This window comes from Chitinophagales bacterium (genome assembly GCA_019694975.1).
Lineage (GTDB): Bacteria > Bacteroidota > Bacteroidia > Chitinophagales > UBA10324 > JACCZZ01.
In genome coordinates this window covers 231,280-244,292 of sequence record JAIBAY010000003.1, presented here as the reverse complement: position 1 = coordinate 244,292, position 13,013 = coordinate 231,280, and the positions used below count along the sequence as shown (strand labels likewise).

Genomic DNA, 13,013 nt, shown 5'->3' with positions numbered 1-13,013 from the left:
AAGCCGAATAGCCTATTCTTCACAATGGAATTCATTTTCCATGATTGATCTTCCATACACTTTAAGATTACCTGATTCCATCAACTACTTTCTCAATAAATCAATGATCGGTTCTTCCGTTTCTGTTTCAATACGACGCAGCACGAGGTCGCGGGGAGGAGTCAAAATGAGTGGAATTTTTTCAATGGTCACCGTGCTGGAATCCAGCCCAAACTCACGGCCTTCTGAAAGCGATATCTTTTTCAGCAGAAAATAAATATCCATCACTAATTTTTGCAGGAACGGCAATTCATTTTCAAAAGAGAGGAATTTCTCAAGCACCACAAACCGGAAGTCGCCGGGCAAGCGGTATTTATTGAGTGATTCATATCGGCTGGTAATATCCACTTCGCCGCGCGCCACCATATCTTCAATCACCTTACGCAGAAAGAGGTTGATGCGGGGTTCAATCCGGAAGCCAAGCCGGAAATCAATCCGGTAGGCAAGGTTAGCTTCCAGCATCTCCACCTCATATTCCATGGTGTATGGTTCGTCAATTACATCCACATGCACAAACCAGTAAGTGTCGGCGCGCTTCGGTTGCTTATTGAAGATGGAAAAGAAAAACTTCGATTCGATCTGCGAAGGATAATTGGCACTCGTCATGAAAATGACATGGGAGGCATATTTGGGCACGCTTTGATCTTCACTCAGTTCAGCGAGCTTTGGCAGTAACTGTTTCATTTCATCAAATTCCAAAAACTGGTTTTTGATCCTGCGTGCCCTGAACCAGGCATACATCACTATCATAAATGATAAGGCAGCAATCATTGCTACATATCCGCCATGCGGAAACTTAATCAGGTTAGCTGCCAGGAAGCACAGCTCTATCAGGATATAAGTGACAGCGATTACCAGTGTGATAGTTATTGAGCCACGCCGGACATAAGCGTAGGTGCTGATTAATATTGTGGTTACGATCATGGTCAGGTTGATGGCAAGACCATAAGCCGCCTCCATGTATTTCGATTCCTGGAAGAAGATCACAACACCAATGCAACCGAAATACAGAATCCAGTTAATGGCCGGAACATAGAGTTGCCCGCGTTGATCCGTCGGATGCACCACGCGCACCTTAGGCCAGAGATTGAGGCGCATGGCTTCATTAATCAGTGTAAAGGCACCCGTTATCATGGCCTGGCTGGCAATAATGGTGGCAACCGTGGCAATACCAATTCCCATGAGGAGGAACCATTCCGGCATGATGCCGTAAAAAGGATTGGAGATAGGAATCTCGTCTCTTCGCAATCCCTGGTATTGCATAAGCCAGGCCGCCTGACCGAAGTAATTCAACAGCAGGCATATCTTAATAAATATCCAGCTAACCCTGATATTGATTTTTCCGCAATGACCAAGATCAGAATATAAGGCATCGGCGCCGGTAGTGCAGAGAAACACTGCGCCCAGTAACCAGAATCCGCCGGGATATTCAGCCAGCAGGCGTATGGCATAAACAGGGCTTAAGGCATGAAGAATTTCAAGGTGCTCCGTAATTTTTCTGAAACCCAGCACGCCCAGCATGACAAACCAGATGACCATGATAGGACCGAAGGAACTGCCAACCACACGTGTGCCTGCCCGCTGAAAGAGAAAGAGCATGGTGATAATAAATATCACAATCGGAACGGTATTCACCTCGTTATTCAGGCTGCGCAATCCTTCCACAGCCGATGATACCGAAATGGCTGGCGTTATCATGCCATCAGCGAGCAATGTGGATCCGCCAATAATAGCCGGAATCACCAGCCATCTTGCCCGTTTTCTTACGAGCGCATAAAGCGCAAAGACTCCGCCTTCACCTTTATTGTCAGCACGCAACACTAAAAGGATATACTTGAAGGAAGTAATAAGCGTGAGCGACCAGAATACACAGGATACGCCGCCATAGATCAATTCCTTGCTGATTTGCCTGTCGCCAATGATGGCAGACATTACATACAACGGAGAAGTGCCGATATCACCAAATACAATTCCGATGGTAATAAGCAACATACCGGCCGATAACCGGGAAAGTTTTTTGGGAGCACTCAAGTGTGTTGAATTTTTTCAAAAATAAACCGCTTGAAGCAAATCATAAGACGAAGGAAAAACTAGTTGAATAATGCCTTGCAAAATATCAATTATTGCACAGCATGACAGCAACATGTCAGCAAATCACTTGTTGAAAATCTTATATCAGGAAGCTATGGCATTTGACCTTTCAGAAACGATACGTGATGCCCGTGTTGATACCCAGCCAGTAGGGATGTGCTACAACAGGGATATCATTTAAGGTAATACTCGAAAGGTAATAATGAAATTGTACTCCGGCCACCAGGGAAAGATGGTTTGAGATCATTCGCCGGTATTGCATGCCTGAAAAGGCAGTAAGCTGATAAGCATGAAATACAGGTGGCTGCTGATCATTGCTGAAAATTGAATTGTTTTGCAAACTCCGTTTATTGTTTCCTTCTTCCGTATACGTATAGCTGATAAAATGAGATAATCCGCCGCCGCCCGACAATGAGAATTTGTTTCTTTCATGATTAATGAAATACCATTCACCCTGCAGGTTGATATCAAGCCAGTTGTAATGTGTCAGCGATTCAGATTGAGGGATAAAGGAAAGGCTTGCCGGAGGATTTGAGCTCGTTCCAATAGTTGCGGTGTCAGTTGCAAATGAAGCAGCATTTCCTGCCTGAAGGATTGCGTTTTTTTCGCCTGTCCTGGTAAAATAAACACCACCTCCCAGCGAAAATTTTTCTGAGAGGTTATATAGCACATCAACACCTGCGGAAAAACCCACTAACGGAGAACCGGAAGACGCTTTAAGTTTTGTGATGGAATCAACAAATGCCTCATCGGCATTAGCCACAGTTTCCGTGTTCAGATTTCCATACCGTATATCTGATATCAGCGGAATCAGCTGAGCACCCAAGCTAAAACGGGATGATTTAACAATCATGTCGGGGTGTATTGAAGTTACGTCCTCCATTTTAAGCAAGTCATCATTTTCATAAGGATCTGCTATGGTTGTTGCCGTGAACTGATTGATCTTTGCTGTTGCCTGATCCGCTGTGTTCAGGTATTCCCGGCTTGCAACCGGATCCATGGATATTGCCTGAACATTGGATCCGCTGCCCGGCATACCGGCGTTGATTGCTTGCGTATTTGGTGATGCATCAAACCTGGGCGTGCTCTCCTGATTTGTTGACTGCAAGTGGTTGTCTGCACTTAAATTACTATTGCCGGATATCTCATTCGAATTTTGATCAGGTGAATCAGCTTTGGCTGCAGCAGTCTTGTTGCTGCCATGGTCGCTTTGAAGCGGATTGGGTGTATAAGATTTATCAGGCCGGCTGCCGATATCCTTGTTCCAGTCATCAACAGCAACAGGTAGCGCATCCGGTGTTGCATTCAGCATGAAATACAATGTGGTTAAACCGGTTCCTAACAGCAAGCCTGCGGCCGCAGCCCATAACCAGAGGAAACGGCGTTTGCGTTTCCGTTGCCCGAGTGAAGATTTAATGACTTCCCATACCTCTTCCGAAGGCTTCATGCGGAAGCCTCCCGCTTTCCGGCGGAGCTTGTGTTCAAAACTATTTTCCGATTCCTGTTCTTTCATTACCCGATCCTATTGAATGCAACTGTGTGAGTTTTTTCAGTAACCAATGTTTGGCACGGGCGAACTGCGACCTTGAGGTACTTTCCTCAATGTTGAGCATCTTCCCGATTTCCTTATGAGAGTATCCTTCTATGGCATACAGATTAAGTACAGCGCGATAACCCGGCGACAACTGCTGAATGAGCTGCATCAGTTCGGCATTTTCCATTCTCTCCAATGCATCCAGCTCGGCTGCCGTCTCTTCCCTTGCAACGGTTATCTCAAATTCCGCCCTGAAATTTTTTTGCCTTTTGAGAAAGTTTAATGCTGTGGTTACCATGATGCGCCTTAGCCATCCTTCCAGCGAACCTTCACCTCTGAAATCTTTCAGGTATCGAAATGCCCGGATGAATCCTTCCTGCAGCACATCTTCTGCCTCATGACTGTTCTGCACATAGCGATAGCATACTCCCAGCATTTGGGGAGCAAAGCGGTCGTACAGTTGTTGCTGAGCCAGTGCATCACCCTTCAGACAGTGATTCACCAGCTCGAGGTCAGGGCTCATGTGAACTACTTTGGCCAGCGCTGTTTTTTGGAGTAATGACAGCCAGACCGGCATAAATGCTGCAAGTCAAAATTAAGATTTAATTGCAGGGAATGACCAGTTGTTACGATACGCTATGTCACTTGCAGCAGCCGTCGCAAAACACCGGCTTGCGGTATTTTCACGCTTTGCAGATCATCTGTCAGCTATGGAGCTCAACGTAGGTTTTATAGGAGGGCCTGCCAGGTGTTTGAATGATAAAGAGATTACATCCCTTTGTATCAATATTCACTGACGTGGCGTTTTCAATCTTTACAAAATCATCCTGCATAAGTTCATTTCCGTCCATAAGTACTTTTCCATCCAGCACGAAAATGGAATAGACGGCATCGGCCGATAAAGGTAAATCATGATCACCTTCGGATACTTTCAGCTGCCGGATGGAAACACCTTCCGCTTCCATCTCGATGGGTGCATCGGCTCCTTTAAAAACTGTTGTGGTAAAACCATTTTCCTGCAGGACAGGAAAGGTGTTGTGAAAATAATCGTTGTAGGTTGCCGGGTTCTTAATTGATTGCTGCAGATCCGGATCAAACCAGATTTGAAAAATGGCAGAGCCCGGCAAAAGTTTTTCAGCATGGGAAATACCATTTCCCGAGCGGATAATCTGTACATCACCGGCTTTCAGTTTCAGCCATGCCTTGTTTTTCGTATCGTAATGTTCGATTTCTCCTTTCAGTACAAATGACAGTATCTCAAATCCCTGGTGCGGATGAAGGCCTATAGTGCTGCCGTTTTCACTCCATGCATGAGCCCAGTAAAAGAGGTTGGAATACGGAAAGGTGTTGTCCTGTTGGTAAAAAACCGGCCTTTTTTCCAGGACGGCACCGCCGTTAAATTGTCCGTCAGCCTGTTCTTCTCTTCGAATGATTTGAATGCTCATGATTTTTTTATTTACGAGACTTAAACCAAAATGACACCGCGAAAGTTCAGCAATAAATATGCATCTGTTTCCATCTGGTATTTGTGACGGTAAGTTTGCGGCATCAGTGTCTCCGTATAAATTTCTGCTATTTTTGAAGCAACATACTGCGTATGATTGAATTGGTTTTAGGAATTTTATTTATAGCCGGCTATGCGGTTATCTCCTTTGAGCATCCGCTGAAAATAAACAAGACAGGCACAGCGGTATTGCTGGGCGTGATGATATGGACATTATACATTGTTTTTGGTTCACAGGATCATGAAGCAGTGCTGGAAGAGCTGAAGCATCATCTCGCCGGCATCGCGGAGATTCTTTTTTTCCTGATGGGCGCCATGACGATTGTGGAGTTAATAGATACACACAAAGGTTTTCGCATTATCACCAATCTCATTCAGACTTCTTCAAGGGTAAAATTATTGTGGATCATCTGTGGCATTACATTTATTCTTTCTGCGGTCTTGGATAACCTGACAACGGCTATCGTAATGGTTTCGCTGTTAAGAAAATTAGTGGATGACAAGAGGGAACGGTTAGTCATGGCGAGTATGGTAATTGTTGCCGCGAACGCTGGTGGCGCCTGGAGCCCGATTGGGGACGTGACCACCACCATGTTGTGGATCGGAGACAGGATCAGTGCTGCCGGAATCATGTCGAAACTTTTTTTACCATCACTTGTCAGTCTTTTGGTTCCGTTGGTTTACCAATCCTATTTTATGCGGGGAAAATTGTTGAGAGACGGAACACTTGAAAACCGGTTGCCCGCTGCTGAGCCTTTTTCAAATGCCATCTTTTTTTTGGGAGTCGGCGCATTGATTTCTGTGCCGGTTTTCAAAACGCTTACACACCTGCCGCCATATATGGGCATGCTGATGGCTCTTGGCGTTTTATGGGTGGTGACTGAGTTGTGGCATTCGGGCATGGAAGAACGTCGCCACCTGCGGGTTTCCAATGTGCTTACTAAGATTGATCTTACCAGCATTCTTTTTTTTCTTGGTATTCTGTTGGCTGTCTCCGGCCTGGAGTCTGTCGGTTTATTGAAAAACGCGGCGTTGTGGCTGGATAGCACTATTGGCAATAAAGATGTGATTGTTGTCATTTTCGGATTGCTGTCATCCGTGATTGATAATGTGCCGTTGGTGGCAGCTACCATGGGAATGTACAGCGTGTCAGATTTTCCTTTGGATCATAAAATCTGGGAGATGATTGCATTTTGTGCGGGAACCGGTGGTAGCATATTAATCATTGGTTCAGCAGCAGGCGTAGTGGTGATGGGCATGGAGAAAATTGATTTTATCTGGTACCTGAAAAATATCAGTATAACAGCTTTGATCGGATATATTGCCGGCGTTGCCACCTACCTGCTGTTGTTTGCATTATTGAACTGAACAGCACTGTAATCAGAAATCATGAATTATATCAAAGGCAATATATGTTGAAGATCGCTTTTGCTCCTGAATATGTGCTGCCCTTGCCGGCTAATCACCGATTCCCGATCAGCAAATATGAACTGATACCACTTCAGTTGCTGCATGAAGGAACCGTATCTGAAGAAAACTTTTTTCAGCCTGAAAGTCTCGATATTGAAATTGCTGCACTCACCCATACGCGCGGATACATGGACCGTTTGCTGAACCTGGAGATGACGGCTGGTGAAATGCGGAAGATTGGTTTTCCGCAGACACCTGAACTGATGGCACGTGAATTTATTATTGCAGGAGGAACAGTTGAATGCTGTGCATTTGCAAAACAACATGGCGTGTCATTAAATATTGCAGGCGGAACGCATCATGCTTATCCTGATCATGGAGAAGGATTTTGTTTATTAAATGATTGCGCGATTGCTGCGAATTATTTGTTGCATAGAAATAAGGCAGCGCGGATCCTGATCATTGACCTTGATGTGCACCAGGGACAAGGCACGGCGAAAATATTTGAAGAGGAAAAGCGTTTGTTTACTTTCAGCATGCATGGAAAAAATAATTATCCGTCGCGGAAGGAAAAGTCAACGCTCGACATTGAATTGCCGGATGGAATGCAGGATGAAGCATATCTCTTGCTGTTGCTGCAGCATCTTCCGGAAATCATTGATCAATTTCACCCTGACTTTGCATTTTTTATCAGTGGTGTAGATATTATTGCAACAGACCGTTTTGGTAAACTGAATGTTTCGATGGAAGGATGTAAACGTCGTGATACTTTTGTATTTGAAACTTTGAAGAAGAAAAATATTCCGGTGGTGGTGACAATGGGCGGTGGTTATTCACCGGAGATTAAAGATATCCTGGAAGCGCATTGCAATACGTATCGGGTGGCGCGGGAAGTTTATGGGTAATGAATGGTGATGACGTAGTTTCTTCGCTGCGTTCAGAACGATAAAAGGTGTATTTGCGATTTTCTATTTCAACCAATTTTCGATTTTCAATGTGGCGATCCTGTTGAATTCATTTTCGTTGGCGGTAATCAATGTTAGTTTAAGAGAAAGGGTTTGACTTGCAATCAGCAGATCCATATTCCCGACAGGCTTCCCCGATTTTTCAAGCACTGATCTTATTTTTTCATTCAAGGCGCTCATTTCTTCATCGAAGTGTACAATGTGAAAGACGGAAAGGAATTGTTTGACCACCGCTTCATTTTTCAAAGGTTGTTCACTCTTGTGCACACCATAATAAAGCTCGGCGAGTGTGAAAACCAAAATGCCGATATAACCAACGGATGTGCTGCTATTTTCTCGCGCAACCACAAAAATTCAGGCCGGAAGGCTGCAATGCAAATGTTGGTGTCGAGCAGGTATTTCATTTGAAAACAGTTTCTCTTTTCTGCGGCAGCGCATCCGGAATATCTGCCGGGAAATCGGCTGTAAACATTTCAATACTGTCAAAGAAGTTCTTCCAGCCTTTGTATTCGGGATAAATAACCAGGGCATTTCCAATACGCGTAATGCAGGCTTCCCGGGTGCGCAGTGGGAACTTCTTTGGGATTCGAATCGCCTGGCTATTCCCGCGTTTGAATAATTTGGTAGAGTCCATATTGATAGTGTATACAGAAAATATATACATTTATCTACAACAACAACACGATTGCACAGAGATGATTCTCCACTGAGATCAGAATGACAAAGGCGGCGTTAGTAAATAACCCTTCCAACTCGTAAACTCTTACCCCGCATTGAGTTTTTCCAGCTGCTTCACCTTCTCAATAAATGTCTTCGCAAAATTTCTGATGTCGTCGCTCAACTCTTTGTTTTTTGTAGCACGGAAAAAAGAATCACTCATGGTCAATAAGGTCTGATAGTAAAACAGGTTCATTTCCGGAACAGTCATTTCTTTCGTCCAGATGTCGATACTCATGCCGGTTTTTGCTTTGTGATCCCACAATGCGAGCAGCATGGCATTCGATTCATGATTGCCTGGTTCTGCGTCTGTCGCCTGCCAGTTGATTTGTTCAGGTATATTGTTTTTATCAAGTGCTATAGAAAGTTGAATGGTGCTTTCGCGTGCCGCAAGTTGCTGATCGTCGCTCATAATGGTGAGATTTATGCAAAGGTGTGGATTTATTGGGTAAACTTTCAACGCCGGTGTGCCGGTTTGAAATACCGGCGGATCAAAGAGCTGACTTTTATTATTGACTACTGATTATTGAATATTGATTATTGAATATTGACTATTGATTATTGACTATTGATTATTGAATATTGGGTGTTGAATATTGAGCGTTGATTTTCAATATCCAATAATGAACATTCAATATTCAACATCCAATTGTGGCAGTCGAAAACTTTCTTTTCCATGATATGCATTGAAAGAACAGAGCTGCTTGCAATTTGATCAGCGAGGACGCCGACCTTGGGCAAAAGTTAATCCGGACAAGCAGAAGTCTAAAGCATAAGAAGTTATCTGAAACGCGATTCAAAAACTATCCACATTCAAAATAGCTGATCTTCAAGGGTATTTTGCAATGTCTTCCGGTCATATCCACAGGTCATATCCGGAAAAACTACAATTCACATTTTCAGGTGCATAAAATCGAAGTCCGATGTTTGATTAAAATCGAATTCAGGATTAATCTTGTCATAACAAAGTTCTGCCGGTTGTTCGTGTTTGCGGTTTGTTGATTTATTCACTCCTCTAAAATTTTAAGCTTCATTTTTTTTGATAATGTACCCGCTAAGCCGGGACTAAATAATTGCTGTCTTCAATAAAAACCATTATAAACCTGATGAAAGAACAAGTTGATGAATTGTTATTAAGAGAAAATAAAGATCGCTTTGTATTACTGCCGATCAAATATCCCGACATCTGGGAAATGTATAAGAAGCACGAGGCCAGTTTCTGGACAGCGGAAGAGATTGATCTCTACCAGGATTTAAAAGACTGGGATTCTCTTACTAAAAACGAAAAACATTTCATCACGCATGTGCTTGCTTTTTTCGCCGCAAGCGATGGCATCGTGAATGAAAACCTTGCTACCAATTTTATGGAGGAAGTGCAGATTCCGGAAGCACGTTGCTTTTACGGATTCCAGATTATGATGGAGAATATTCATTCCGAAACCTATGCCTTGCTGATTGACACGTATGTAAAAGATGTGAAAGAGAAGGACCGTTTGTTTCATGCTATTGAAACAGTGGATTGTGTAAAGAAGAAAGCACAATGGGCTTTGAAATGGATTTCCAACGGATCATTTACAGAGAGGTTGGTTGCTTTTGCTGCCGTGGAAGGAATTTTCTTCAGCGGTAGTTTCTGTTCCATTTTCTGGTTGAAGAAACGCGGACTGATGCCCGGCCTCACGTTTTCGAATGAACTGATTTCGCGCGATGAGGGATTGCACTGCGAATTCGCAACGTTGTTATACAGCAAAATTCAAAATAAGCTTTCCAAAGAGCAGGTGTATGGGATGATCGGTGACGCTGTAGAAATAGAAAAGGAATTCATTGGCGATGCTTTGCCGGTTGACCTTATCGGCATGAATGCCAAGCTCATGAAGCAATACATCGAGTTTGTGGCCGACCGCTGGATTGTAGCCCTCGGTTATCCGAAGTTATACAATGCTTCCAACCCATTTGATTTCATGGAAATGATTTCGCTGCAGGGCAAAACCAACTTCTTCGAGAAGCGTGTAGGAGATTATCAAAAGAAAGGTGTGCTGGGTAATGAAAAGAAAATGGAAGTATCCGGTGACAGTGCGTTTTCGCTGATGGAGGATTTTTAAGGGAGTGGGGAGTAACGAGTAGCAGGACGCGAGAAAGTCATTAGTTGTTTGTCTTTAATTAATCTTCTGTAAGATGTTTGTAATAAAAAGAGATGGCAGAACCGAAACGGTAAAGTTCGATAAGATCACTGCCCGTATTGAGAAACTCTGTTATGGATTAGACCAGGAACATGTTGAACCCATCCTCGTTGCGAAGAAAGTAATTGAAGGAATTTATGATGGCGTTACCACAACGGAACTGGATAATCTTGCAGCGGAAACCGCTGCATCGATGACGGTGCGCCATCCTGACTATGCATCACTGGCATCCAGGATTGCTGTTTCCAACCTGCATAAGAACACGAAGAAGTCATTTTCGGGTGCGATGTATGATCTCTTCAACTATGTAAATCCCAAAAACGGAAAAAAGGCTCCACTGCTTGCTGAGGATGTGTTTGAGATCATCATGAAGCATACCGATGTGCTGGATTCAAGTATCATCTACGACCGCGATTTTCAATTCGATTATTTCGGATTTAAGACATTAGAGAAATCTTATTTGCTGAAGGTGGATGGCCGTATTGCCGAACGTCCGCAGCATATGTTCATGCGCGTCGCCATCGGCATTCACCGCAATGATATTGAAGCGGCGATTGAAACGTATAACCTGATGAGTGAACGCTGGTTTACGCATGCAACACCCACCTTATTCAATGCCGGCACACCGAAACCACAAATGTCATCGTGCTTTTTACTGACAATGAAGGAAGACAGCATTGAAGGCATTTATGATACGCTGCGTTCCTGCGCGCAGATTTCACAGTCGGCGGGTGGCATCGGTTTGAGCATTCACAACATCCGTGCAACCGGATCTTATATCCGTGGCACAAACGGAACTTCTAACGGTATCATTCCCATGCTCCGTGTATTCAATGATACAGCACGTTATGTTGACCAGGGCGGCGGAAAGAGAAAAGGATCATTTGCAATTTATCTCGAACCGTGGCATGCGGATATTTTTGAGTTCCTCGATTTGAAAAAGAACCATGGCAAGGAAGAGATGCGTGCCCGTGATTTGTTTTATGCGCTCTGGATTCCGGATTTATTCATGAAGCGCGTGAAAGAGAATGGTATGTGGCCGCTCTTCTGTCCGAATGAAGCGCCGGGACTTGCAGAAGTGTATGGTGAGGAATTCGAAAAACTTTTTACCACATATGAAGAAGAAGGCCGTGCCCGCAAGATGGTGAAAGCGCAGGATCTTTGGTTTGCCATTGTGCAATCGCAGATTGAAACCGGCACACCGTATATGTTGTACAAGGATGCCTGCAACAAAAAATCGAACCAGCAGAACCTTGGCACGATCAAGAGTTCCAATTTATGCACGGAGATCATTGAATATACAGCGCCTGATGAGGTGGCCGTCTGCAATCTTGCTTCCATAGCGTTGTCGCGCTTTATTAAAGACGGCGCGTTTGATCATCAAAAACTATTCGAGGTAACCAAGGTGGTAACCCGCAATCTCAATAAAATCATTGATGGTAACTTTTACCCGGTGGAAGCGGCCAGGCGTTCCAACCTGCGTCACCGCCCGATTGGTATTGGTGTGCAGGGGCTGGCCGATGTATTTATCCAGTTACGCATGCCGTTTGATTCACCGGAAGCGATCCGGCTGAACAAAGAAATTTTTGAAACGATATATTATGCCGCGGTCACTGCATCGAAAGATCTGGCTGCAGCAGAAGGAACCTATGAGACCTATGAGGGTTCGCCGATGTCGAAAGGCGTCATGCAGTTTGATATGTGGAATGTGACGCCGGGCGATCGCTGGGACTGGGATTTTCTCCGTGCAGAAGTGAAAAAGCATGGTGTAAGAAATTCATTACTGCTCGCCCCGATGCCAACAGCTTCCACTTCACAGATTCTGGGCAACAACGAATGCTTTGAACCTTATACATCCAATATTTATACGCGCAGGGTGCTGTCGGGTGAATTTATTGTGGTGAACAAGCATCTTTTGAAAGACTTAGTGAAACTCGGTATCTGGAACAATGCCTTGAAGAATAAAGTGATTGCAGCGAATGGTTCCATTCAAAACATTGCAGAGATTCCGCAAGCGATCAAAGACATTTACAAGACTGTTTGGGAGATCAAGCAAAAAGTGGTGATTGATATGGCAGCCGACCGCGGCGCGTTTATCTGCCAGTCGCAGTCGCTGAATTTATTCATGCAGGAACCGAGTGTGTCAAAAATCACCTCCATGCATTTTTACGGCTGGGAAAAGGGATTAAAGACAGGCATGTATTATTTACGTACCAAAGCAGCAACGGATGCCGTGAAGTTTACAGTGGAAAAGGAACATGTGGAATTGCCGCAAGCTGAAACGGAAGAAGCGGTGGCAGCGTATGCAACGGCTACAGCACCTGCCGCTGCTGCAGCTGTAGAAACGATTGCTGCCGTAAAGAATGATGTAGAAACAGAAGTAATCACTTATAAAGAAGGCGACGCCTGTGTGCTGGATGAGAATGGCAATTGCTTAATGTGCGGATCGTGAAGTGAGTATTTTTTGTTTTTTAGCAGAAGCGCGGTTGAGAGACTGCGCTTTTTTTATGTACGGGTATAAAGCGAAATTTTTTCGTCACCGTAATATCTGTAATATCGGAAGGCAAATGCAGGCA

Annotated in this window: 11 protein-coding genes; 4 read left to right on the top strand and 7 right to left on the bottom strand. The window is 44.2% G+C overall.

Annotation, left to right across the window (positions count from 1 at the left end; genetic code table 11):
- Positions 1 to 84: 84 nt before the first annotated feature.
- The 4 genes from K1X61_07475 to K1X61_07460 all read right to left on the bottom strand — a co-directional run bounded on the left by K1X61_07475 (position 85) and on the right by K1X61_07460 (position 5,109).
- Positions 85 to 2,031, bottom strand: coding sequence for a KUP/HAK/KT family potassium transporter (locus K1X61_07475; protein MBX7108468.1), 1,947 nt, complete (start codon positions 2,029 to 2,031; stop codon positions 85 to 87).
- Between the two features lie 208 nt (positions 2,032 to 2,239).
- Positions 2,240 to 3,643, bottom strand: a complete 1,404-nt coding sequence (locus K1X61_07470; protein MBX7108467.1) for a hypothetical protein — start codon at positions 3,641 to 3,643, stop codon at positions 2,240 to 2,242.
- Entirely contained in the window at positions 3,618 to 4,187 is a 570-nt protein-coding gene (locus K1X61_07465) for a sigma-70 family RNA polymerase sigma factor (GenBank protein MBX7108466.1), read from the bottom strand. Before K1X61_07465 ends, K1X61_07470 begins: the two co-directional genes overlap by 26 nt.
- Before the next feature lie 181 nt (positions 4,188 to 4,368).
- Positions 4,369 to 5,109, bottom strand: a complete 741-nt coding sequence (locus K1X61_07460) for a pirin family protein (protein ID MBX7108465.1) — start codon at positions 5,107 to 5,109, stop codon at positions 4,369 to 4,371.
- Positions 5,110 to 5,264: 155 nt separating this feature from the next.
- Here K1X61_07460 and nhaD point away from each other — a divergent pair, with 155 nt between their 5' ends.
- Positions 5,265 to 6,536, top strand: coding sequence for a sodium:proton antiporter NhaD (gene nhaD / locus K1X61_07455; protein MBX7108464.1), 1,272 nt, complete (start codon positions 5,265 to 5,267; stop codon positions 6,534 to 6,536).
- 44 nt (positions 6,537 to 6,580) lie between these two features.
- Complete coding sequence (locus tag K1X61_07450) at positions 6,581 to 7,483, top strand: histone deacetylase (GenBank protein ID MBX7108463.1); 903 nt, start codon at positions 6,581 to 6,583, stop codon at positions 7,481 to 7,483.
- A 63-nt stretch (positions 7,484 to 7,546) separates the two neighbouring features.
- On the opposite strand, the gene K1X61_07445 is transcribed toward K1X61_07450, so the two are convergent.
- From K1X61_07445 to gldC, 3 genes are all read right to left on the bottom strand, one after another.
- Positions 7,547 to 7,891, bottom strand: coding sequence for a type II toxin-antitoxin system VapC family toxin (locus tag K1X61_07445; protein MBX7108462.1), 345 nt, complete (start codon positions 7,889 to 7,891; stop codon positions 7,547 to 7,549).
- 52 nt (positions 7,892 to 7,943) lie between these two features.
- The gene (locus tag K1X61_07440; GenBank protein ID MBX7108461.1) at positions 7,944 to 8,207 is read right to left on the bottom strand and encodes a hypothetical protein; all 264 of its coding nucleotides are present in this window, start codon (positions 8,205 to 8,207) and stop codon (positions 7,944 to 7,946) included.
- A gap of 99 nt (positions 8,208 to 8,306) precedes the next feature.
- Complete coding sequence (gene gldC, locus K1X61_07435) at positions 8,307 to 8,672, bottom strand: gliding motility protein GldC (protein ID MBX7108460.1); 366 nt, start codon at positions 8,670 to 8,672, stop codon at positions 8,307 to 8,309.
- A 694-nt stretch (positions 8,673 to 9,366) separates the two neighbouring features.
- Between gldC and K1X61_07430 the strand changes: the two genes are divergently transcribed.
- Positions 9,367 to 10,359, top strand: coding sequence for a ribonucleoside-diphosphate reductase small subunit (locus tag K1X61_07430; GenBank protein ID MBX7108459.1), 993 nt, complete (start codon positions 9,367 to 9,369; stop codon positions 10,357 to 10,359).
- 73 nt (positions 10,360 to 10,432) lie between these two features.
- On the top strand, positions 10,433 to 12,889 hold the full coding sequence (locus tag K1X61_07425; protein MBX7108458.1) for a ribonucleoside-diphosphate reductase subunit alpha: 2,457 nt from the start codon (positions 10,433 to 10,435) through the stop codon (positions 12,887 to 12,889).
- Positions 12,890 to 13,013: the final 124 nt, after the last annotated feature.